Origin of the sequence: Pseudonocardia sp. ICBG162 (assembly GCF_020496225.1) — a bacterium.
GTDB lineage: Bacteria > Actinomycetota > Actinomycetes > Mycobacteriales > Pseudonocardiaceae > Pseudonocardia > Pseudonocardia alni.
In genome coordinates this window covers 176,920-198,763 of sequence record NZ_JAHLJD010000031.1, presented here as the reverse complement: position 1 = coordinate 198,763, position 21,844 = coordinate 176,920, and the positions used below count along the sequence as shown (strand labels likewise).

Genomic DNA, 21,844 nt, shown 5'->3' with positions numbered 1-21,844 from the left:
CTCAGTCCAGGGAGCGGCGGCTCAGGACCACGCGGGCGTCCTGCACGTCCTTCGGGAAGACGAGCAGCGCCCAGCCGCCGCCGTCGGCACGCGAGGTCGTCGCGCGGATGCCCTCGGAGCGCAGCCGGTCGCGCAGCACCCGGGCCGCCTCCGGCCCGGGCACCCGGGAGACCTCGGTGAGCAGCCCGGTCGCCACCGGGTCGTCCGGGTCGTCGGTCGGGAGCGCGTGGTGCTTCTGGTGGCCGTAGGTCCAGCGCAGCAGCAGCCCGAGCACCAGCAGCACCACCGCCAGGCCGATGACGGCGCCGAGCCGCGGGACCAGGTCGAGCTCCATCCGCCGATGGTCGCACCCGGACGGGCGACGCGCCCTGTCCGAGGGGTCGGGTGGTGAACCGATCCAGCGCTCGGTTTCCCGCGCGCGTCGCGTACTTTGCCGAACACAGGACTGTGACGAGGGACGACTCCGTGCCCGTCGCCGGCTACTGACGAGTAGTCTCTGTCCGCATCACAGGCAGTGCCGACTGTGCTCCCGCGACGACACGGAGGTTCCGGTGCCGTACCCCACCGATCGTGAGCGCGACCGTCCGTGGGTGATCCGCACCTACGCCGGTCACTCCTCGGCGGAGAAGACCAACGAGCTCTACCGCCGCAACCTGGCCAAGGGCCAGACGGGTCTGTCGGTGGCCTTCGACCTCCCGACCCAGACCGGCTACGACCCGGACGACGAGCTCGCCAAGGGCGAGGTCGGCAAGGTCGGCGTGCCGGTCAGCCACATCGGTGACATGCGCACGCTGTTCGAGGGCATCCCGGTCGCCGAGGCCAACACCTCGATGACGATCAACGCCCCGGCGATGTGGCTGCTCGCGCTGTACGTGGCCGTCGCCGAGGAGCAGGCGGAGCAGTCCGGCCTGGACTACGCCGAGGTCCGCGCGAAGCTCGCCGGGACGACCCAGAACGACATCGTCAAGGAGTACCTGTCGCGGGGCACCTACGTGTTCCCGCCCGGGCCCAGCCTGCGGCTCATCACCGACATGGTGGCCTGGTCGGTCGGCGAGATCCCGAAGTGGAACCCGATCAACATCTGCAGCTACCACCTGCAGGAGGCCGGGGCGACGCCGACGCAGGAGCTGGCCTACGCGCTGTCCACGGCGATCGCCGTCCTCGACTCGGTGCGCGACTCCGGGCAGGTGCCGCCGGAGAAGTTCGGCGACGTCGTCGGGCGCATCTCGTTCTTCGTCAACGCCGGCATCCGGTTCGTCGAGGAGATGTGCAAGCTCCGGGCGCTGGGCCGGCTCTGGGACGAGATCACCCTGGAGCGCTACGGCGTCGAGAACCCCAAGCAGCGACGCCTGCGCTACGGCGTGCAGGTCAACTCGCTCGGGCTGACCGAGGCGCAGCCGGAGAACAACGTCCAGCGCATCGTGCTGGAGATGCTCGCCGTCACCCTGTCCAAGGACGCCCGGGCCCGTGCGGTGCAGCTGCCCGCCTGGAACGAGGCACTCGGCCTGCCGCGGCCGTGGGACCAGCAGTGGGCGCTGCGGATGCAGCAGGTGCTGGCCTACGAGACCGACCTGCTGGAGTACGAGGACATCTTCGACGGCTCCCGGGTCGTCGAGGCGAAGGTCGCCGAGCTCGTCGAGGGCGCCCGCGCGGAGATCGACCGGGTGCAGGAGATGGGCGGCGCGGTCGCGGCCGTGGAGTCCGGCTACATGAAGGGCGAGCTGGTCAACTCCCTCGCCGCCCGTCGTCGCCGGCTGGAGTCCGGCGACGAGGTCGTGGTCGGGGTCAACAAGTTCGACACGACCGAGCCGAGCCCGCTGCAGGCCGAGGGCGCCGACGCGATCTTCACCGTCGACCCGGCGACCGAGCGGTCCGCGGTCGAGGCGATCCGCGAGTGGCGCGCTGCGCGGGACCAGGACGCCGTCGACGAGGCGCTGCGGGCGCTGCGCGACGCGGCCAAGACCGAGCAGAACCTCATGCAGGTCTCGATCGACTGCGCGAAGGCGGGCGTGACCACCGGCGAGTGGTCCGGTGCGCTGCGCGAGGTGTTCGGGGAGTTCCGGGCCCCGACCGGGGTGGCGGGGGCGAGCATGTCCGGCGAGGGCGCCACCGAGATCTCCGAGGTCCGCGAGCGGGTCCGCGCCACCGGCGACGAGCTGGGGCAGCGGCTGCGGATGCTGGTCGGCAAGCCCGGCCTCGACGGTCACTCCAACGGCGCCGAGCAGGTCGCCGTGCGCGCCCGCGACGTCGGGTTCGAGGTGGTCTACCAGGGGATCCGGCTGACGCCGTCGCAGATCGTGGCGGCGGCGGTCCAGGAGGGCGTGCACGCCGTCGGGCTGTCGGTGCTGTCCGGGTCGCACCTGGAGGTCGTGCCCGCGGTCGTGCGGGGGCTGCGCGACGCCGGGGCCGGGGAGGTGCCGGTCGTCGTCGGCGGGATCATCCCGCCCGAGGACGAGAAGCGGCTGCGCGAGGGCGGGGTCGCCGCGGTGTTCACGCCGAAGAACTTCCGGCTGACCGGGATGATGGACGAGATCGTCACCCTGATCCGGCAGTCCCAGGGTCTGGACTGAGTGCCCGGCCGGGCGGCACACGCCGCCCGGCCCGGGGCTCAGCCCTCGTCCTTCTCGCTGCCCCGGCGGCTCAGCAGCCGGAAGCCGGGGATCCCGATGATCGCCTGCCGGACCTCCTTGAGCACGTCCAGGAGCTCGTGCACGTCCGGTCCGACACGGTCGAGCGTGGTGAGGATCGGCATGATGTCCTCCTCCATGTGCTCGGTGAACTTCGGCAGCTGGTCCACCAGCCGGATCGCGGCGCGCACCTCCTCCTCGGAGAGCTCGTCGACGAAGCGCTGGGCCAGCGGGGCCGCCCGGCGGGCCAGCGGGCCGTAGAGGTCCAGCAGCTCACCGGCCTGCTCGCTGGCGCCCGCGGCCTGCCCGACGACCTCGCCCGCCCGGTCGGACACCGCCTTCGCCGCGGTGACGACACCGGTCGCGTCGGTGGTGACGGTCTCGACCTGCCCGATGAGGCCGCCGGCGCGCTCGCTGATCTCGCCGACGGTCCGGATGAGCCCGCCCGCCTCGCCGGTGACGGTGTCGACCCGCGCGAGCAGCCCGCTCGCGTTCCCGGTGACCACCGAGACCTGCTCGACGATGCCCTCGGCGTTCTGCGAGACCGTGGTGACCCGGCGGACCAGGTCGCCCGCCTCCTCGGAGACGGTGGTGACCCGGCGGACCAGGCCGTCGGCCTGCTCGGACACGGTGGTGACCTTGCGGACCAGGGTGTCGGCCTCGTCGGCGACCCCGCCCACCCGCGCGACCAGCTCCTCGGCGTCCCCGGCGACACCGGTGACCCGCCCGACCAGCTCCTCCGCGTTCCCCGCGACGCCGGTGACCCGGGTGACGAGCGCCTCGGCCTGCTCCGCGACCGGGCGGACCCGGGCCACGAGCTCGGTCGCCTCCCCGGCGACGGTGTCGACGGTCCCGATCAGCCCCTCGGCCCGGTCGACGACGCCGTCCACCCGGTCGAGCAGCTGCTCGGCGCGGGTCGCGATCGTGCCGATCCGGCCGACCAGCGAGCCGACCTCCTCCAGCAGCTCCCCGGCCCGGGCGGGCAGCCCGGCGACGGTCCCGGCGAGGTCACCGGTCGCCTCGACCACGGAGGCCGCGCCGGAGAGCAGGTCGGACGGGCCGGGAACGTCGATACCCGCGATGCGCAGCGCCATGGCCCGGATCATTCCAGTCCGGCGGCCGCGCGGCTCAGGAGTCGGGGGTGCGGGCGCAGAGCTCGTCGACGGTGAGGTCGCGCGGCGGCAGGTTCGCCGCGGTGAACCCGAACGGCGCGGCGAGCTCCAGCCAGCGCCCGGAGTCCTGCAGCGCGGTGAGCCCGCGGTCGAACTCGTCGCGGAAGGCACCGTCGGCGGGGCGGAACGCGAACGCCCCGGCCCCGACGACCGGTCGTCCCGCGACCTCGGGGGCGAACGCGGCGGTCACCTCCAGGCCGATGCCCGCGTTGCGGCGGACCTCGTCGAGCAGCGAGATGCGGGTGAGCGCCCCGACCTGCGCGCCGCCGTTCGCGACCTCGCGCACCAGCGCGCCCTGCGAGTCGACGGTGACGATGTGCTCGGCCCGGATGCCCGCCGCGAGCGCGTACTCCTGCTCGGCGCTGCCGTCGAGCACCGCCAGCGTCGCCCCGGACCGGCGGACCCCGGCCAGCGTCGCGACGCCCAGCGGGTTCCCGGCCGGGACCACCAGGCCGGTGCCCGCCACGTAGTCGGGGCGGGAGAACGCGACCTGCTGGCAGCGCAGCGCGGTGATCGTCAGCCCGACCGCGATGACGTCGAAGCGGCCGTCGAGCAGGCCGGGGACGAGCTGGTCGAACCTCGTCTGGACCGCGGCCAGGCCGCTGCCGCCGTGGCCGGTGACGACCGCGCGGGCCACCTCCGGGCTCTCCCCGGTGGCCCGGCCGGAGCCGTCGGTGTAGCCGAACGGGCGCTCCCCGGACAGTCCGACGACGACGTCGCCGCCGGCCTGCAGCCGGGACAGCGGGTCCGACGGCCCCCCGCACCCGCCCAGCAGTGGCGCGGCCAGCGCGGTCCCGCCGAGGGCGGCGGCCGCCCCCAGCAGGCGGCGCCGGCTCAGCCGGGTGGTGGTGCGGATCTGCATGGTCCCGCGAGCCTAGGTGCCGATCAGTCGGTCCACTCCGGGGCCCGCTTCTCCAGGAACGACGCCATGCCCTCGCGGGCGCCCCCGGACTGCGACATCGACGCCATGACCTCGGCCGCGACACCGTAGGCGTCGGCCTCGGGACGGTCGAGCTGGGCGTAGAGGGTCTGCTTGCCGACGGCCTTGGACAGCCTGCTGCCCCGGGTCGCACGGGCGAGCAGCTCGTCCACGCGGGCGTCGAGGTCGTCGTCGGGGACGGCGTAGTTGACCAGGCCCCAGTCGGCGGCGGTGGCCGCGTCGACCGGGTCCCCGGTCAGGGCCAGCTCCATCAGCCGCTTGCGGCCGATGTTCCGCGCGACCGGGACGGCCGGGGTGTGGCAGAACCAGCCGCCCTTGCCGCCGGGCAGCGCGAACGTCGCGGACTCCGCGGCGACGGCGAGGTCGCAGGACGCGACGAGCTGGCAGCCCGCGGCCCAGGCCGTCGCGTGGACCCGGGCGATCACGACCTGCGGCACCTCCTGCACGGTGCGCATGACCGTCGTGCACAGCCGCAGCAGGGAACGGACCCCCGCGAGGTCGCGGGCGGCGACGTCGCCGAAGTCGTGCCCGGAGGAGAAGGCCTTGCCCTCCCCGGCCAGCACGATCCCGGTCGCGTCGCTGCGTCCGGCGCTCTCGAAGGCGTCCAGCAGCTCGCGCAGGTGGTCCTCGGTGAGGGAGTTGCGGCGCTGCGGGCGGTTCATCGTGATCCGGACCGTGTCGCCGTCCTGCTTCACCAGGAGGTGCTCGTAGTCGGTCATGGAACGACGGTAGCCCGGAATCCGCTCGCCGCCGAGGGGTGGACACGCTACCGTGACCTCGTGACCGGATTCGTTGATCCGGTCACGGCGAGGAACGGGGGAGCGGTGGCGGTACCGGACGGGATGGCGGCGGAGGACACCGCGCGGATGGAGCGGGTGCTCGACGCGGCGGCCGAGCTGCTGGTGCGCCGCGGCTACCGGGGGGTGACCGTCGAGGACGTCGCGCGCCGGGCGGGGGTCGGCAAGGGCACCGTCTACCTGCACGTCCGCACCAAGGACGCGCTGTTCCTCACCGTGCTGCTGCGCTCGCAGCGGCGGCTGTTCGCCGACCTGGCCGACCGGATGCTCGTCGAGCCCGCGGTGGCGCTGCCCTGGGGCATGTCGCGCGCGCTGTACGAGCGGCTGCGCGCCGACGAGGTGGCGCGTGCGCTGTACCTGGGCGACGGCGAGGTCCTCGGCCGGCTCGCGCACGAGGCCGCCGGGACCCTCGGGGAGCTGGGCCGCCGCCGGGACGCCGTGGTGCGCGAGCACTTCCGGCTGCTGCGGTCGGCCGGCCTCGTCGACGACGCGCTGTCCCCGGACGAGCAGGTCCACGCCTGGGGTGCGTTGACCTGGGGCTACCTGTTCACCGAGAGCGCGGCGAGCCCGTTCGCCCCCACCGATCCGCGGCGCACCGCGGAGCTGATCGAGCACGGCGTGGCCCGCCTGCTGACCGGGCCCGCCCCGGCCGCCCAGGCGTCGGAGGTCGCCGCGGCCGTCGCCGGTCTGTACCGGCCGCTCGTCGAGCACATCGACGCGGAGTGGAGACGTCGCGTCCGCTGACCCGGGCGCGCGAGGAGAGGAGTGGTGAGATGGCCGCACCGGACACCGGAGCCGTGGACCTGCTGGACCCGGCCCTGGCCGCCGACCCGTACGCCGCCTACGCGCGCCTGCGCGAGCAGGCCCCGACCACGACCGTGACGATGATGGGCAGCCCGCCCGCCGTCCTCGTCACCCGCTACGACGACGTGCGCGCCGTCCTGACCGACCCGCGGTTCGTCACCGACCGGACGCTCGCGGGCGGGCCGGACACCCGCGAGAAGATCATGGCGAGGATGGGGGTACCCGACGACGTCGCGGGCTACCTGGTGCGCACCATCCTCACCGTCGACGGTGAGGAGCACACCCGGCTGCGCAAGCTCGTGTCGCGTGCGTTCACGGTGAAGCGGGTGGCGGCGCTGCGCCCGCGGGTGGAGGAGATCACCGCCGCCCTGCTCGACGACGTCGCCGCCGCCGGAGCCGGTGGCGCGCCGGTGGACCTGGTGGAGGCGCTGGCCTACCCGCTGCCGATCACCGTGATCTGCGAGCTCGTCGGGGTGCCCGAGCCCGAGCGCCCGCAGTGGCACGAGTGGGGCGCGGTGCTGACCACGATGGACCGCGAGCGGACCGGGCCCGCGCTGCGGGCGGCGATCGCCCACGTGCACGCCCTCGTCGACGCCCGCCGGGTCGAGCCCGCCGACGACCTGGTCAGCGCCCTGATCGCCGCCCAGGACGACGACGGCGACCGCCTCTCGGACCGCGAGATGGTCACGATGATCTTCGCGATCGTCATGGCCGGGCACGAGACGACGGCGCACCTGGTCGCCAACGGCGTGCTGGCGCTGCTGGGCGCCCCGGACCAGCTCGCCGCGCTGCGGGCCGACCCGGCGGGCTGGCCGGGCGCGGTGCACGAGCTGATGCGCGCCCGCGGCCCGGTGCAGTTCACCCAGTTCCGGTACCCGACCGTCGACGTCGAGCTGGGCGGCACCGTCGTGCCCGCCGGGTCCCCGGTCATCGCCGGGCTGCTGCCGGCCAACCACGACCCGCGCGCCTTCGACCGGCCCGACGAGCTCGACGTCGCCCGGGAGACCGGGCGGGGCGAGGGACACCTCGGGTTCGGGCAGGGCGCGCACTACTGCCTGGGCGCCGCGCTGGCCCGGCAGGAGGGCGAGGTTGCCTTCCGGATGCTGTTCGACCGCTTCCCCGGCCTGCGGCTCGCCGTACCGGCCGCGGAGGTCCCCTGGCTGCCCCGCCCCGGGTTCAGCCGGGTGGCGGCGCTGCCGGTGCTCACCGGGTGATCGCCGGGGGTGGAGCGCCGGGTGCGGTGCACTGCGTCCCGCGCTCCACTCCCGCCGATCATGCCCGCGCGTCGTGCAGGGCCAGCAGCGCCCAGGCGGCGAGCGACTGGGCGTCGGTCAGCTCGCCGCGGCGGACCATCGCCTCGAACCCGTCCGCGGTGAACCAGGCGGCACGCATGTCCTGCTCGGAGTGCTCGCGGCGCGGCGGGCCCGCGGTCAGCCCGGTCGCGAGGTAGACGTGACCGCGCTGGCTGGACATGCCCGGCGCGCAGTCCAGCGTGCCGAGCAGGGTCATCCGCGCCGCGGCCAGCCCGGTCTCCTCGACGAGCTCGCGCACCGCCAGCTCGGCCGGGTCCACGTCGGCCCGGTCGGGCGCGGTGCCCGCCGGGAACTCCCAGCGGCGGCCGCCCACCGGGTAGCGGTACTGCTCGACCAGGTGCAGACGGCCGTCGTCGTCGCGGGGGATCACCAGTGCGTAGGTGGGCTTGTCGACGACGCCGTAGATCCCCCCGGTGCCGTCGGCACGCCGGATGCCGTCCTCCCGGACGGTCATCCAGTCGTTGGCGTACACCTGGCGGCTCGAGGTCTGCTCGATCACCCGCCCAGGATGATCCATCCACCCGGCCTTACAGTGAGCCGGGTGCGTCTCGTCATCGCCCGCTGCCAGGTGGACTACGTCGGACGGCTGACCGCCCACCTGCCCATGGCCCTCCGTCTGCTTCTGGTCAAGCGGGACGGCTCGGTGAGCATCCACGCCGACGACCGCGCCTACAAGCCGCTCAACTGGATGTCGCCACCGTGCTGGCTCACCGAGGAGCCCGGCGTGTGGACGGTGAAGAACAAGGCCGACGAGTCGCTGGTCATCACCATCGACGAGGTGCTGCACGACTCCAGCCACGAGCTCGGCGTCGACCCCGGCCTGGTCAAGGACGGCGTCGAGGCGCACCTGCAGGAGCTGCTCGCCGCGCACCCGGAGACCTTCGGGGAGGGCCACACGCTGGTCCGCCGCGAGTACATGACCGCCGTCGGCCCGGTCGACCTGCTGCTGCGCGACGGGAACGGCGCGCACGTCGCGGTCGAGGTGAAGCGCCGCGGCGAGATCGACGGCGTCGAGCAGCTCACCCGGTACTTGGAGCTGATGAACCGCGACCCGCTGCTCGCGCCGGTGCACGGGGTGTTCGCGGCCCAGCAGATCAAGCCGCAGGCGCGCACGCTGGCCGTCGACCGCGGGATCCGCTGCGTGACCGTCGACTACGACGCGCTGCGCGGGATGGCGCGCGACGACCTGCTCCTGTTCTGACCCGGACGGCCCGAGCGGCCCCGCCGGGCCAGCGCGGGCCCGGCCGGGCCCTGCCGTGGCGTCTAGCCTGACCACGTGAGTGCCACCGCCGCTGACTCCGCCCCCACGACCGCCGCCGTGCCCGCCTCGGGGGACTTCGCGTCCCTCTCCCCGCGCACCGGGGAGGAGCTCGCCCGCTACCCCGTCCACGACGGCGAGCACGTGCGTGCCGCCGTCCGCGACGCCGGCGAGGCCGGGGTGTGGTGGGACGGGCTCGGGTTCGCCGAGCGCCGTCGCCGGCTCGCGGCCTGGAAGAAGGTGCTGGTCGCGCAGCTCGACCGGGTCGCCGGTGTCGTCGCCGCCGAGACCGGCAAGCCGCTCGACGACGCCCGCCTCGAGGTCGTGCTCGCCATCGACCACCTGGACTGGGCCTCGGCCAACGCCGCGAAGGTGCTCGGGAAGCGTTCGGTGTCCCCGGGCCTGCTGATGGCGAACCAGGCGGCGTCGGTGGCGTACCGGCCGCTGGGCGTCGTCGGCGTCATCGGGCCGTGGAACTACCCGATCTTCACGCCGATGGGCTCGATCGCCTACGCGCTGGCGGCCGGCAACACCGTGGTGTTCAAGCCCTCGGAGCTGACCCCGGGCGTCGGGCACGAGATCGCCCGCACGCTCGCCGAGGCCGTTCCCGAGGTGGGCCGCCACCCGCTGCTGACCGTCGTCACCGGGTTCGGGCCGACCGGCGCCGAGCTGTGCCGCGCCCCCGGCGTCGGCAAGATCGCGTTCACCGGGTCCGCCGCGACCGGCCGCCGGGTGATGGCCTCCTGCGCGGAGAACCTGGTGCCGGTGCTCATGGAGTGCGGCGGCAAGGACCCGCTGATCGTCGACGCCGACGCCGACCTCGACGCCGCCGCGGACGCCGCCGTCTGGGGCGGGATGTCCAACGCGGGCCAGACCTGCGTCGGGGTGGAGCGGGTCTACGTCGTCGAGTCCGTCGCGGGCCGGTTCCTGGAGAAGGTGCGGGCCGCGGCGTCGAAGCTGCAGGTCGGCACGGCCACGAACGAGGGCGACCTCGGGCCGATGACGATGCCGTCGCAGACCGAGATCGTGCGCCGGCACGTCACCGACGCCCTGGAGCGCGGCGGCCGCGCGATCGTCGGCGGCGCCGACTCGGTGCCCGCCCAGGGCGGGTCGATCTCGCCGGTCGTCATCGCCGACGTGCCCGAGGACTCCGTCGCGGTCACCGAGGAGACCTTCGGCCCGCTGGTCGTGGTCAACCGGGTGCCCGACGTCGACGAGGCGGTCCGCCGCGCCAACGCCACCGGTTACGGCCTCGGCGCGACCGTGTTCTCCGCGAAGCACGGCGAGCAGATCGCCGAGCGGCTGCGCTGCGGGATGGTCTCGATCAACGGCGTGATCTCCTTCGCCGGGATCCCGTCGCTGCCCTTCGGCGGGGTGGGGGAGTCGGGCTTCGGCCGCATCCACGGCGCCGACGGGCTCCGCGAGTTCACCCGCGCCCAGTCGATCGCCCGGCAGCGGTTCGGGATGCCGATCGTCGTCACCAGCTTCAAGCGGACCGCGCGGACGATGCAGACGCTCGTCGGCATCGTGAAGGCCCGGCACGGGCGCTGACCCACCGCCGTGCCGGTCAGCCGACCGGCGCGGCCCAGTGGTCGACGACGGCCCCGGCGAACGCCGCCGGGGCCTCCAGCGGCGGCAGGTGCCCGCTGCCGTCGACGACGAGTGCCGATCCCGCCGGGAGGACCGCGGCGGCGGCGTCCGCCCGGCGCCCGGACCACAGCGGGTCGGCCGCGCCCGCGACCAGCAGTGTGGGCGCGGTGACGCGGCGCAGGACCCCGGTCAGGTCGGGGCGGCGCAGCATCATCGCGACCATGACCCGGTTCATGCCCGTGCGGTGCCCGCGCAGGAAGGCCTCCTCGACGCGGCGGACGGCCTCCGGGTCCCCGGCCCGGGCGGCGGGGGAGAGCAGCGTGTCGACCACGACGCCCCGCAGCGGGTGTGGCCCGGTGAGCCGGTGGAGCGCGACCAGGGCGGCGATCCGCGCCCGCTGCGACGGCGGCAGCGGCGTGTGCGGCGCGGCGACCGCGACGAGCGTGCGGCACCGCCCCGGGTGGCGTGCGGCGAAGTGGTACCCGACATGACCGCCCCAGGCGTTGCCGATCCAGTCCACCGGTCCGTCGGCGCCGACCGCGTCGAGCACCTCCAGCGCCGCGTCGGCACACCCGGCGAACGACGTGCCCCGCGGCGGTGGGCCGCTCCGTCCGTGCCCGGGCCCGTCGACGAGCAGCAGCGTGCGCCGGGCGCCCAGCTCCGCGCGGACACGGTCCCACTGCGTCGAGTCGACCAGGAGGCTGTGCCACAGCAGGGCGGGCGGACCCGAGCCCTCGACCGTGACGGACAGTCGTCCCGCGCGGGTCCGGACGGTGGTCGGCATGGCCCCTCCAGATACTTCGGAATCCGTAGCTTCGGTTTCCGAAGTATCATGACGCGCCATGGACGCGTCAAGCCTTCCCGCGGACCGGCCCGCCGTCGGCCAGCTCCTGGTCCGCACGCTCCAGCACTTCCGGGCCGAGGTCTTCGCGGTCGCCGCCGAGCGCGGGTTCGGTGACATCCGCGAGGCGCACCTGCAGATCTTCGGCAACCTCGGCGGGGTGGACGGCGTCCGGCTGACGACGCTCGCCGCACGGGCGCACCTGAGCCTGGCCGCCACCGCCGAGCTCGTCGACGACCTGCAGCGGCGCGGCTACCTCGAACGCGTCCGCGACCCCGACGACGGGCGGGCCCGGCTGATCCGCCCGACGGCACGCGGCCGGGTCGCGCTGGAGGTCGCGGGCGGGCGGGTGGCGGAGATCGAGGGCCGGTGGTCGGCCCTGCTCGACGACGGCGAGTTCACCGGCGCCTGTGACGTGCTCGCCCGGCTCCTGGCCCGTCTCGACGGGGCGTCCTCACCCGACGACCAGGGCCGTTCCTGCACCTAGGGGTGGTCCTGGTCGCATGTTACCCACTGGTAGCACCTTGGGATGACAGGATCGGCGCCGACGCGGAAGACAGGGTTGTCCCGATCCAGGAGGTTGCAGCGTGGCACGTGAGTTCCGGACCGTCGGAGTGGTCGGCCTCGGCACGATGGGGGCGGGCATCGTCGAGGTCTTCGCCCGCAACGGTCTCGACGTGATCGCCGTCGAGGTGGACGAGGCGGCGGGGGAGCGCGGCCGGGCCCACCTGGCGGCCTCGACCGACCGCGCCATCGAGCGCGGCAAGCTCACCCGGGAGCAGGCCGACGAGCTCCTCGGTCGCATCACCGTCACCACCACCCTGGCCGACCTGGCGCCGGCGCAGCTGGTCGTCGAGGCCATCCCGGAGAGCCTGGACGCCAAGACCGCGCTGCTGGCCGAGGTCGACAAGGTCGTCGCCGAGGACACCATCCTCGCCTCGAACACCTCGTCGCTGTCGGTCACCGAGCTGGCCGTGCGCACCACCCGCCCCGGCAAGGTCGTCGGGATGCACTTCTTCAACCCGGCACCGGTGCAGAAGCTGGTCGAGGTCGTGCGGACCGTCGTCACCGAGCCCGACGTCATCTCCGACGTCCAGGCGTTCGCCGACTCCCTCGGCAAGGTCCCGGTCGTCATCGGCGACCGCGCCGGCTTCATCGCCAACGCGCTGCTGTTCGGCTACCTGAACCACGCCGCGAAGATGTACGCCGAGCGCTACGCCAGCCGCGAGGACCTCGACGCCGGCATGCGCTACGGCTGCGGCTACCCGATGGGCCCGCTGGCCCTGCTCGACCTCATCGGCCTGGACACCGCCTACGAGATCCTCGAGACGATGTACGGCGAGTCGCGCAACCTGATGCACGCGCCGAACCCGGTGTTCAAGCAGATGATCACCGCCGGGCTGCTCGGCCGGAAGACCGGGCGCGGCTTCTACACCTACTCCGCCCCGCACAGCTCCACCGTCGTCGCCGACGGCGAGACCCCGGCCTCGGCCGTGCCCGACGACGTGACCCTGCGCGACGTACAGCGGGTCGGCGTGATCGGCACCGGCACCATGGCCTCGGGCATCGTCGAGGTGTTCGCCAAGGCCGGCTACGACGTCGTCGTCCGCGGTCGCAGCGACTCCAAGGTCGAGGGCTCGGTCGCGCTGGTGCGCAAGTCCCTGGACAAGGCGGTCGCCCGCGGCAAGCTGGACGAGGCGGGCCGCGACGCCGTCCTCGCCCGGATCAGCGGCACCACCGCGCTGGAGGACATGGCCGAGGTCGACCTCGTCGTCGAGGCCGTCGCCGAGGAGCTCGACGTCAAGCGGGCGATGTTCGGCGCGCTCGACGAGATCTGCAAGCCGGGTGCGATCCTGGCGACGACGACGTCCTCGCTGCCCGTCGTCGAGTGCGCCGCGGTCACGGGCCGCCCCGGCGACGTGATCGGCATGCACTTCTTCAACCCCGCGCCGGTCATGAAGCTGGTCGAGGTCGTGTCCACGATCGGCACCTCGCGCGACGTGGCCGCCACCGTCCTCGACGTGTGCCAGAAGCTCAAGAAGGTGCCGGTGAGCTGCGGCGACCGGGCCGGGTTCATCGTCAACGCGCTGCTGTTCCCGTACCTGAACGACGCGGTGAAGATGCTCGAGGCCCACTACGCCACCGCCGACGACATCGACGCCGCCATGAAGACCGGCTGCGCGCTGCCGATGGGCCCGTTCGAGCTGCTCGACGTCGTCGGGCTCGACGTGTCGCTGGCGATCGAGAAGTCCCTGCACGCCGAGTTCCACCAGGCCGGGTTCGCCCCGGCGCCGCTGCTGGAGCACCTGGTCACCGCGGGGCGGCTCGGGCGCAAGACCGGGCACGGGTTCCGGGACTACACCAAGCGCTGAGAGATCCCGATCTCCCTGGGAGACTGGGAGCATGGCAGGCAGGCGTGCGCGACGGCCCCGCCCCTCGGAACGGGGGCGGGGCCGTCCCGTCGCACCGCCGCTCGGCAGCGGCATGACGACCGACCTGGAGAGCGGCCGCGACGGCGAGCACTACGTCCGCCGGGTGCCGGGTGGCACCACGGTGAAGCACTACCGGTGCCCCGGCTGCGACCAGCTGCTGCCCTCGGGGATGCCGCACGTGGTGACCTGGCCCGCCGAGGACGGCCGCGGGGTCGAGGAGCGGCGGCACTGGCACCTGCCGTGCTGGAACGCGCGCGACCGTCGTCGGGCGGGGTTCCGGCGGCACTGAGCCGCCCGGCTCCGCGTCAGCGGGTGCGGGCGGCGCGCTTGCTGCCGCCGTAGCCGCTGCGGGCCCGCGGCGAGGGCCGGGGGCGGCCGGACCCGGAGGACCCGCTGCCCGCCGGCCCGGCCGGGGGCTCCGGCTCGCTCTCCGCGGCCGCGGCGGACCGGCGCTCCTTCGCCGCGACGGCCTCCTCGACCGTGCGGGGCGTGCTCGCTGCGGTGTCGGCGGCGACCGGTGCGGCGGGAGCCACGGCGGTGTGCGGCTCGGCGATCCCGGCCGGGGGCTGCTCGACGGGGGCCTGCCCCGCGGGCGGCTCGTCGGCGGGCAGGTCGGCCAGGGCCGGGCCCGCGTCGAGGTCGTCGACGCCGGACTCGATGAGCGACCGCGCGCCACGCAGCTGCTCGGCGACCCGGGCGCGCAGCCCGGTGAGCTGCTCGACGCGGCGCTGGGCGGCGGAGGTGGTCGCCTCGGCGTCCCGGCGGGCGTCGGACCGGACCTTCTCGCCGTCGGTGCGGGCCTGGTCCAGGTCGCGGCGGATCCGCTCCGCGGCCTCGCGCTCACGGCGCGAGATGTCGGCCTCGAGCGCGTCGCGCTCGGCGAACAGCGAGGTCAGCGCCTCGGTGCGGCGCTGGTCCATCGCGATCCGGAAGTCGTGCTCGACCTGCTCGCGGTTCTCCCGGGCCTCGGTGTCGGCGCGGGTGATCCGGGCGGTGACGGTGCGCTCGGCCTCGGTGAGCTCGCGCTCGGTGGTGCTGCGTTGCTCGGCGAGGTCGCGCTCGGTCGTCGTGCGCTGCTCGGCCAGCTCGGCCTCGGTGACACGGCGCCGCTCGGCGAGCTCGGCCTCGGTGCGCTCGCGCAGCGCGGCCAGCTCCCGCTCGACGCGGGCCTGCTTCTCCTCGACGGCGCGCTCGCGCTCGGCGGACCGGTGCGCGGCCTCCGCGGCCGTGGCCTCGGCCTGCGCGACCGTCTGCTCGGCCCGGACGCGCGCGTCCTCGACGACGGTGCGGGCGTGCTCCTCGGCCTGGCGGCGCTGCTCAGCGATCTCGCGGTTCGCCGCGGCGTGCATCTCGGCGACCTCGTCCTCGGCGAGGCGCAGCATCGACCGGAGCCGCTCGCTCATGCCCTGCACGCTCTGCGGCGGGCCGGCGAGCCGGTTGACCTGCTGCTGCATGGCCTCGGAGCGGGTACGGGCGTCGTCGAGCTCGCGGCTCAGCCGGGTGTTCTGGGCGACCGCGGCGTCACGGTCGGCCGCCAGCATGCGCACCTCGGCGTCGAGCCGGCGCAGATGGCTGTCGACCTGCGCCTGGTCGTAGCCGCGGCGCGCGATCGAGAAACCGGTCCGGGGTACGGGCACATCGTGGTCACCGGCCATGTCGTTCACCGTACCGTCGCCGACGTTCCACAGCCGTGAGTTCGGCACCGAGGGTCACGGGGTTCACCCCGCTATGGACAGAGGCCCCGTCCGTGTGACACGGACGGGGCCTCCGGGTGACCGAACGGGGGATCAGACGCCCCGGAACCGGTTGATGCCGGAGAGGTGCTTCTCGCGCTTCTCCGGGTTGGTGACACCGAGTCCCTCCTCGGGCGCCAGCGCGAGCACGCCGACCTTGCCCTGGTGGAGGTTCTGCTTGACGTCGTTGGCGGCCTGGCCGGTCTCGGTCAGCGGGTACACCCGCGACAGCGTCGGGTGGATCATGCCCTTGGCGACGAGCCGGTTGGCCTCGTAGGCCTCGCGGTAGTTCGCGAAGTGCGAGCCGACGATCCGCTTGAGGTTCATCCACAGGTAGCGGTTGTCGAACTCGTGCATGTAGCCAGAGGTCGAGGCGCAGGTGACGATCTGGCCACCCTTGCGGGTGACGTAGACCGAGGCGCCGAAGGTCTCGCGGCCCGGGTGCTCGAAGACGATGTCGGGGTCCTCACCGCCGGTGAGCTCGCGGATCTTCGCGCCGAGCCGCTTCCACTCCTTCGGGTCCTGGGTGGTCTCGTCCTTCCAGAACTTGTAACCCTCGGCGTTGCGGTCGATGACCAGCTCCGCGCCCATGTCGCGGCAGATCTGGGCCTTCTCCTCCGAGGAGACGACGCAGATCGGGGTGGCGCCGCCGTTGAGGGCGAACTGGGTGGCGTACGAGCCGAGGCCGCCGGAGGCACCCCAGATCAGCACGACGTCGCCCTGCTTCATGTCGGCGCCGTTCTTCGACACCAGCTGGCGGTACGCGGTGGAGTTGACCAGGCCCGGGGACGCGGCCTCCTCCCAGGTGAGGTGGTCCGGCTTCGGCATCAGCTGGTTGGACTTGACCAGGGCCAGCTCGGCGAGGCCGCCGAAGTTGGTCTCGAAGCCCCAGATGCGCTGCTCGGGGTCCATCATCGTGTCGGAGTGCCCGTCGGGGCTCTCCAGCTCGACCGAGAGGCAGTGCGCGACGACCTGGTCGCCCGGCTTCCAGCTGTTCACGCCCGGCCCGGTCCGCACGACGACACCGGCGAGGTCGGAGCCGACCACGTGGTAGGGCAGGTCGTGCCGCTTGGCCAGCGGCGAGAGCTTGCCGTAGCGCTTGAGGAAGCTGAACGTCGAGACCGGCTCGAAGATCGAGGTCCAGACGGTGTTGTAGTTGATCGCACTGGCCATGACGGCCACGAGCGCCTCACCGGGGCCGAGCTCGGGGACCGGGACGTCCTCGACGCGCAGGCTCTTGCGCGGGTCCTTCTCCTTGGTGGTCAGACCCTCGAACATGTCCGCGTCCTCGGCGCGGACGGTGACGCCCTGGTAGTGCTCGGGCACCTCCAGGCCTCCGACGTCGGTGAACCGTCCGGCGAGGATGGCGTCGCGGATGTCCTTCACTGCTGGCCTCCGATGGCGACGTTGTCAGGGGAGTCGGGTGGGCTCACCCGATGATGCTTGGGATACCGCAAGTTACTGCGTAGTATCTTAACCGTAGGTCGCCGGTGAGGGTGATACCCGAAGTGCGCTTCGTGATGCACCCCACCGGACGTCCGTACTGTCCTTCGGGACGGGGTCGTGCCTCGTCCGTCAGTGCGCGTCCGCGGCCGGCTCGACGAGCTCGACCAGCACTCCACCGGCGTCCTTCGGGTGCACGAAGTTGACCTTCGAGTTCGACGTGCCGCGGCGCGGGGCGTCGTAGAGCAGGCGCAGGCCCTTCGCCCGCAGCGCGTCCGCCGCGGCGGCGACGTCGGTGACCCGGTAGGCGACCTGCTGCAGCCCCGGGCCGTTGCGGCCGATGAACTTCGCGATCGTCGAGTCCTCGTTCAGCGGGGCGAGCAGCTGCACCTTCGTGGCGCCGGCCGCCTCGCCCGGTGCTCCCAGCATGGCCTCGCGCACGCCCTGCTCGGTGTTGGTCTCGGTGTGCACCGCGACCAGGCCCAGGTTCTCCGCGTACCAGCGGATGGCCTCGTCCAGGTCGGGCACCGCGATGCCCACGTGGTCCACGGCCACGACCAGCGGCGACAGGGCGTCCTCGGTTGTCGTCATGGGGGCAGAAGCTACCGGTTCTACTCGTCGGTAGGAGCCTGTGCCGCTGGTCACCCCCACCGTTCGGTGCGTCCGGACGGGTCGTGGCCGTGGGTATGGTGGCGGCCCACCTGACAACGAAGCCTGATGGAGGACCCCGTGTCCGGAACCGTGATCGTCGCCGGCGCCCGCACCCCGATGGGCCGTCTGCTCGGCTCCCTGAAGGGCTTCTCCGGGGCCCAGCTGGGCGGCGTCGCCATCAAGGCCGCGCTCGAGCGCGCCGGTGTGGCCCCCGACCAGGTCCAGTACACGATCATGGGCCAGGTCCTCACCGCCGGCGCGGGACAGATCCCGGCGCGTCAGGCCGCCGTCGAGGCCGGCATCCCGATGGACGTCCCGGCGCTGACCATCAACAAGGTCTGCCTGTCCGGTGTCGACGCCATCGCGCTGGCCGACCAGCTCATCCGCGCCGGCGAGTTCGACATCGTCGTCGCCGGTGGCCAGGAGTCGATGACCCAGGCCCCGCACCTGCTCACCAAGTCCCGCGAGGGCACCAAGTTCGGTGACACCACCCTCACCGACCACATGGCCTACGACGGTCTGTTCTGCGCGTTCGACCAGGTCGCGATGGGTGCCTCCACCGAGAAGTACAACGAGCGCTACGGCCTGACCCGCGAGGAGCAGGACGCCTTCTCCGCCCGCTCGCACCAGCGCGCCGCCCGCGCCGCGCAGGACGGCACGTTCGACCAGGAGATCGCCCCGGTCGAGATCCCGCAGCGCAAGGGCGACCCGGTCGTCTTCTCGACCGACGAGGGCGTGCGCGGCGACACCACCACCGAGGGCCTCGGCAAGCTCCGGCCGGCCTTCGCCGCCGACGGCACCATCACCGCGGGGTCGGCCTCGCAGATCTCCGACGGCGCGGCCGCCGTGGTCGTGATGAGCAAGGCCAAGGCCGAGGAGCTGGGCCTGGACTGGATCGCCGAGATCGGCGCGCACGGCGTCGTCGCCGGTCCGGACGCCTCGCTGCACGAGCAGCCCGCGAACGCGATCGCCAAGGCGTGCGAGAAGGAGGGCATCCAGCCCGCCGACCTCGACCTCGTCGAGATCAACGAGGCGTTCGCCGCGGTCGGCATCGTCTCCGCCCGCAAGCTCGGCATCGACGAGGAGAAGGTGAACGTCGACGGCGGCGCCATCGCCCTCGGCCACCCGATCGGCATGTCCGGCGCCCGGATCGCGCTGCACCTGGCGCTCGCGCTCAAGGCGCGCGGCGGCGGCGTCGGTGCGGCCGCGCTGTGCGGCGGCGGTGGCCAGGGCGACGCGCTGATCGTGCGCGTCCCCAAGTCCTGATCTCCGTGTAGTCCACGTCGGCCCCCGCCTCGGCGGGGGCCGACGTGCATCCGCCCCCCGACAAGGAGGCCGACCGTGCCCGGACCGCCGGACCCCCGCGACCTGGTGGAACGCGCCCGTCGCGGCGAGCAGCTCGCCGTCGCCCGGCTCATCTCGATGGTGGAGAACGCCGGCCCGCAGCTGCGGGAGGTGTCGGCGGCGCTGTCGCCGCACACCGGGCGGGCGCACGTCGTCGGGCTGACCGGGTCCCCGGGGGTGGGCAAGTCGACGTCGACGTCGGCGCTGGTCACCGAGCTGCGGACGCGCGGGCGCCGGGTCGGGGTGCTGGCGGTGGACCCGTCCTCACCGTTCAGCGGCGGGGCGCTGCTGGGCGACCGGGTGCGGATGGGCGACCACGCCGACGACGACGGCGTCTTCATCCGGTCGATGGCCACCCGCGGGCACCTGGGCGGGCTGTCCTGGGCGACGCCGCAGGCCCTGCGGGTGCTCGACGCCGCGGGCTGCGACATCGTGCTGATCGAGACCGTCGGCGTCGGGCAGTCCGAGGTGGAGATCGTCGGGCTCGCCGACAGCACCGTCGTGCTGCTCGCGCCCGGGATGGGCGACGGCATCCAGGCGGCCAAGGCCGGGATCCTGGAGATCGGCGACGTCTTCGTGGTCAACAAGGCCGACCGCGAGGGGGCCCGCCGCACGGTGCGCGAGCTGCGGAACATGCTCCACCTGCGCACCCCGGACGGCGCCGAGCCGTGGGAGCCGCCGGTGCTCTCGACGGTCGCGTCCCGCTCGGAGGGGATCGGGGCCGTCGCCGACGCCCTCGACGAGCACCTCGCCTGGGCCGAGAAGTCCGGTGAACGGGAACGGCGGCGTCGCGAGCGGGCGCGCCGTGAGATCGAGGGCATCGGGATGGAACAGGTCCGGGCCCGGATGGAACGGGTGCGTGGTGGCGACGCGCTCGACACCCTCACCGAGCGGGTGCTGGGCGGCGAGCTGGACCCGTGGGCCGCCGCCGACGAGCTGCTGGAGCAGTCGGGCTGAGCCGATGCCCCCCGGTCAGGGGGGCGTGGACCCGGGCAGCGTCGCGAGCCGGTCGAGGACGCGCTGCGACCCGCTGCGCAGGGCGAGTGCCCGGGCCCGGGCGTGGGCGGCGCGCGCGGCGGGGCCGTCGCCGTCGCGCAGGGCGGTGAGCACCTCGTCCAGGGCGAGGTCGGTGCGCTCGCGGACCGGGCGCTGCGGCGGGCCGTCGGCGACGGCGAGCCACGCGGGGGCGGTGTGGACGTCGATGGTCGGGCGGGGCCCGGTCTCGCCGCTGTGCCCGGCCTCGTCCCCGGGGACGGCCCCACCGGGCCCGGCGGCGCCCGTCGAGGTGGCCGCACGCCGTCCGCCGGTGCCGTGCGGTCCGGCCGGATCCGGAGCGCCGTCCTGCACGTCGACGGCCGGCAGCTCGGCCAGCAGCCGCTCCCGCCGGTGCCGGGCCTCGTCCGCGGCGCCCGGGTCACCGGCCCGCAGGGCCGCGGACTCCGCCTCGACGTAGGCCGCCCACGCCCGGTCCGGGGCGGCACGGTCGCGTTCCTGGTCCCCGAGCCGCAGCGCGGCCGCGGCGAGCAGCCCGGTGAGTGCCCGCACCCGGCGCGGGTCCCGCGCGTGCGCGGCCGGCTCGCGCAGCTGGGCGACCACGGCGGCCACCGCGTCGTGGGCGGCGGCCGTGCCCAGCCGGTCGTCCAGCGCGGTGGTGGCGGCCCACTGGGCGCGCAGCAGGTCCAGCTCCTCCTCCCCGACGGCGGCGGCCCGCTCCAGCGCCGCGCGCAGCCGCGCCGCCCCGTCGAGGGGGTCCGGCCCGGTCGCGTCGGCGAGGCCCAGCCCGGCGGGGGTGCTGTCGTACAGCTCGGCCAGGAGGGCGCGGTGCGCGGCGTCCGGGACGGCGTGGCCGTTCTCCCAGCGCGACAGCTGGGTCTTCAGGCTCGCGGCCCGCGCGGTGCCGCCGCTCCCGGCGACGAGCTCGGCCAGCGCGCGGGCCGCCTCGGACTGGGACCAGCCCCGCCGGTCGCGCGCCGCCCGCAGCGCCGCGCCGGTACCGGACCGGGCGGGGGAGGGCCGGTCGGTGGAGGGCGGTGGAGCGTGCACGCGACCGATTCTGTCGGTGCCCCGTCGTAGGGTCAACACCGTTGACGCAACCCGCGTCACCACCACCCCCGAACCCTCCGGAGCGTGCTCGTGGACCTCATCGACTACCTGGCGTGCGTGGGTCTGTCCGGCCTCAGCGGAGCGCTGGCCGGGCGGGCCGCGGTGCGGCGGATGCTGTGGCCCCGGCCGCCCCGCGGATCGGTGATGCGCAGCTGGCGCGGCCCGGGACACGGCGGTCCGCCACCGGGCGGGCCGCGACGGCGGAGACGGGCCGGCTGAGGTGCGCGGGTCAGGCGAAGTCGCCGGCGGCGCGGCGCACCGAGCGCAGCAGCGCGGTCAGCTGCTCCTCCTCGGCCGGGTCCAGCCCGGACAGGCCGAAGTCGATGCCGGTCACCGCGGCCGTGGCCTTCTCCAGCCGGGCACGCCCCTCGGTGGTCAGCTCGACCAGGGTGGCGCGGCGGTCGGTGGGATGCGGCATCCGCCGGACGAGGTCGTCGCCCTGCAGACGGTCGACGATGTTGGTCACGCTCGTCGGGTGCAGCTGCAGGCGCTCGCCCATCACCCGCATCGGGAGGCTGCCGCGGCGCGCGAAGTCCAGCAGCACCAGGGCCTCGTAGCGGGCGAAGGTCAGCCCGTGCGGCCGCAGCGCCGCGTCGACGGCGGAGAGCAGGATCTGCTGCACCCGCATCACGCTGGTGACCGTCGCCATCGTGCGCGCGGGGCCGACCCGCTCCTCCCAGAGCTCGGCCGCACGCTGGATCGGGTCGAAGGGGAGCGACCCGCGGGATGCCATGGCCCGACGCTAGCAAGTGCCGTGACCGGATCCGTTCCGTATGCCGGGCGTGGCACGGTGTCG

At 74.2% G+C, this 21,844-nt stretch carries 22 protein-coding genes; 11 read left to right on the top strand and 11 right to left on the bottom strand.

Going from position 1 to position 21,844, the window contains the following annotated elements; translation table 11 throughout:
* Window position 1 precedes the first annotated feature (1 nt).
* A complete protein-coding gene (locus KPL60_RS25695; protein WP_226350084.1) occupies window positions 2-334 on the bottom strand; it encodes a hypothetical protein in 333 nt (110 codons plus the stop codon).
* Window positions 335-551: 217 nt separating this feature from the next.
* On the opposite strand from KPL60_RS25695, the gene KPL60_RS25690 reads away from it, so the two are divergent.
* Window positions 552-2,570: a protein meaA gene (locus tag KPL60_RS25690; protein ID WP_226367462.1), complete on the top strand. Its 2,019-nt coding sequence runs from the start codon at window positions 552-554 to the stop codon at window positions 2,568-2,570.
* Between the two features lie 38 nt (window positions 2,571-2,608).
* On the opposite strand, the gene KPL60_RS25685 is transcribed toward KPL60_RS25690, so the two are convergent.
* Genes KPL60_RS25685 through KPL60_RS25675 form a run of 3 tightly spaced genes read right to left on the bottom strand, consistent with a single transcriptional unit; the run spans window position 2,609 to window position 5,458 of the window.
* A complete protein-coding gene (locus KPL60_RS25685; protein ID WP_226350086.1) occupies window positions 2,609-3,721 on the bottom strand; it encodes a methyl-accepting chemotaxis protein in 1,113 nt (370 codons plus the stop codon).
* 34 nt (window positions 3,722-3,755) lie between these two features.
* On the bottom strand, window positions 3,756-4,661 hold the full coding sequence (locus KPL60_RS25680) for a transporter substrate-binding domain-containing protein (protein WP_226367461.1): 906 nt from the start codon (window positions 4,659-4,661) through the stop codon (window positions 3,756-3,758).
* 23 nt (window positions 4,662-4,684) lie between these two features.
* Window positions 4,685-5,458 (bottom strand): enoyl-CoA hydratase-related protein, encoded by a 774-nt coding sequence (locus KPL60_RS25675; protein WP_226367460.1) that lies wholly within the window; start codon window positions 5,456-5,458, stop codon window positions 4,685-4,687.
* A gap of 60 nt (window positions 5,459-5,518) precedes the next feature.
* Here KPL60_RS25675 and KPL60_RS25670 point away from each other — a divergent pair, with 60 nt between their 5' ends.
* Together KPL60_RS25670 and KPL60_RS25665 are read left to right on the top strand one after the other, a co-directional pair.
* Window positions 5,519-6,280: a TetR/AcrR family transcriptional regulator gene (locus KPL60_RS25670; protein ID WP_226367459.1), complete on the top strand. Its 762-nt coding sequence runs from the start codon at window positions 5,519-5,521 to the stop codon at window positions 6,278-6,280.
* Window positions 6,281-6,309: 29 nt separating this feature from the next.
* Window positions 6,310-7,554 carry a cytochrome P450 gene (locus tag KPL60_RS25665; RefSeq protein WP_226367458.1) on the top strand — a complete coding sequence of 415 codons (1,245 nt, stop codon included), beginning with the start codon at window positions 6,310-6,312 and terminating at the stop codon, window positions 7,552-7,554.
* A 58-nt stretch (window positions 7,555-7,612) separates the two neighbouring features.
* On the opposite strand, the gene KPL60_RS25660 is transcribed toward KPL60_RS25665, so the two are convergent.
* Entirely contained in the window at window positions 7,613-8,107 is a 495-nt protein-coding gene (locus tag KPL60_RS25660) for an NUDIX hydrolase (RefSeq protein ID WP_226368235.1), read from the bottom strand.
* Window positions 8,108-8,194: 87 nt separating this feature from the next.
* Between KPL60_RS25660 and nucS the strand changes: the two genes are divergently transcribed.
* Together nucS and KPL60_RS25650 are read left to right on the top strand one after the other, a co-directional pair.
* Window positions 8,195-8,854 (top strand): endonuclease NucS, encoded by a 660-nt coding sequence (gene nucS, locus KPL60_RS25655; RefSeq protein ID WP_226350092.1) that lies wholly within the window; start codon window positions 8,195-8,197, stop codon window positions 8,852-8,854.
* Between the two features lie 75 nt (window positions 8,855-8,929).
* Entirely contained in the window at window positions 8,930-10,462 is a 1,533-nt protein-coding gene (locus KPL60_RS25650; RefSeq protein WP_374203650.1) for an aldehyde dehydrogenase family protein, read from the top strand.
* A 16-nt stretch (window positions 10,463-10,478) separates the two neighbouring features.
* Here KPL60_RS25650 and KPL60_RS25645 read toward each other — a convergent pair whose 3' ends face one another.
* Complete coding sequence (locus tag KPL60_RS25645) at window positions 10,479-11,285, bottom strand: alpha/beta fold hydrolase (protein WP_178376195.1); 807 nt, start codon at window positions 11,283-11,285, stop codon at window positions 10,479-10,481.
* A 58-nt stretch (window positions 11,286-11,343) separates the two neighbouring features.
* Here KPL60_RS25645 and KPL60_RS25640 point away from each other — a divergent pair, with 58 nt between their 5' ends.
* The 3 genes from KPL60_RS25640 to KPL60_RS25630 all read left to right on the top strand — a co-directional run bounded on the left by KPL60_RS25640 (window position 11,344) and on the right by KPL60_RS25630 (window position 14,063).
* A complete protein-coding gene (locus KPL60_RS25640; RefSeq protein WP_178376196.1) occupies window positions 11,344-11,829 on the top strand; it encodes a MarR family winged helix-turn-helix transcriptional regulator in 486 nt (161 codons plus the stop codon).
* A gap of 100 nt (window positions 11,830-11,929) precedes the next feature.
* Window positions 11,930-13,714, top strand: a complete 1,785-nt coding sequence (locus KPL60_RS25635) for a 3-hydroxyacyl-CoA dehydrogenase family protein (protein ID WP_226350094.1) — start codon at window positions 11,930-11,932, stop codon at window positions 13,712-13,714.
* A gap of 31 nt (window positions 13,715-13,745) precedes the next feature.
* Window positions 13,746-14,063: a hypothetical protein gene (locus KPL60_RS25630; protein ID WP_062397326.1), complete on the top strand. Its 318-nt coding sequence runs from the start codon at window positions 13,746-13,748 to the stop codon at window positions 14,061-14,063.
* A 16-nt stretch (window positions 14,064-14,079) separates the two neighbouring features.
* On the opposite strand, the gene KPL60_RS25625 is transcribed toward KPL60_RS25630, so the two are convergent.
* The 3 genes from KPL60_RS25625 to mce all read right to left on the bottom strand — a co-directional run bounded on the left by KPL60_RS25625 (window position 14,080) and on the right by mce (window position 17,541).
* A complete protein-coding gene (locus KPL60_RS25625; protein WP_226350095.1) occupies window positions 14,080-15,429 on the bottom strand; it encodes a hypothetical protein in 1,350 nt (449 codons plus the stop codon).
* Between the two features lie 132 nt (window positions 15,430-15,561).
* A complete protein-coding gene (gene ccrA / locus KPL60_RS25620) occupies window positions 15,562-16,893 on the bottom strand; it encodes a crotonyl-CoA carboxylase/reductase (protein ID WP_062397321.1) in 1,332 nt (443 codons plus the stop codon).
* Window positions 16,894-17,082: 189 nt separating this feature from the next.
* Window positions 17,083-17,541, bottom strand: coding sequence for a methylmalonyl-CoA epimerase (mce, locus tag KPL60_RS25615; protein ID WP_062397320.1), 459 nt, complete (start codon window positions 17,539-17,541; stop codon window positions 17,083-17,085).
* Between the two features lie 138 nt (window positions 17,542-17,679).
* Between mce and KPL60_RS25610 the strand changes: the two genes are divergently transcribed.
* Together KPL60_RS25610 and meaB are read left to right on the top strand one after the other, a co-directional pair.
* Window positions 17,680-18,867: an acetyl-CoA C-acetyltransferase gene (locus tag KPL60_RS25610; protein ID WP_226367457.1), complete on the top strand. Its 1,188-nt coding sequence runs from the start codon at window positions 17,680-17,682 to the stop codon at window positions 18,865-18,867.
* A 75-nt stretch (window positions 18,868-18,942) separates the two neighbouring features.
* Window positions 18,943-19,902: a methylmalonyl Co-A mutase-associated GTPase MeaB gene (gene meaB, locus KPL60_RS25605; protein WP_226367456.1), complete on the top strand. Its 960-nt coding sequence runs from the start codon at window positions 18,943-18,945 to the stop codon at window positions 19,900-19,902.
* A 15-nt stretch (window positions 19,903-19,917) separates the two neighbouring features.
* Here meaB and KPL60_RS25600 read toward each other — a convergent pair whose 3' ends face one another.
* The gene (locus tag KPL60_RS25600; protein ID WP_226367455.1) at window positions 19,918-20,988 is read right to left on the bottom strand and encodes a hypothetical protein; all 1,071 of its coding nucleotides are present in this window, start codon (window positions 20,986-20,988) and stop codon (window positions 19,918-19,920) included.
* An 84-nt stretch (window positions 20,989-21,072) separates the two neighbouring features.
* Between KPL60_RS25600 and KPL60_RS25595 the strand changes: the two genes are divergently transcribed.
* The gene (locus KPL60_RS25595; RefSeq protein WP_226367454.1) at window positions 21,073-21,267 is read left to right on the top strand and encodes a hypothetical protein; all 195 of its coding nucleotides are present in this window, start codon (window positions 21,073-21,075) and stop codon (window positions 21,265-21,267) included.
* Window positions 21,268-21,277: 10 nt separating this feature from the next.
* Here KPL60_RS25595 and KPL60_RS25590 read toward each other — a convergent pair whose 3' ends face one another.
* Window positions 21,278-21,781 (bottom strand): MarR family winged helix-turn-helix transcriptional regulator, encoded by a 504-nt coding sequence (locus KPL60_RS25590; protein WP_062397315.1) that lies wholly within the window; start codon window positions 21,779-21,781, stop codon window positions 21,278-21,280.
* Between the last annotated feature and the right edge of the window lie 63 nt (window positions 21,782-21,844).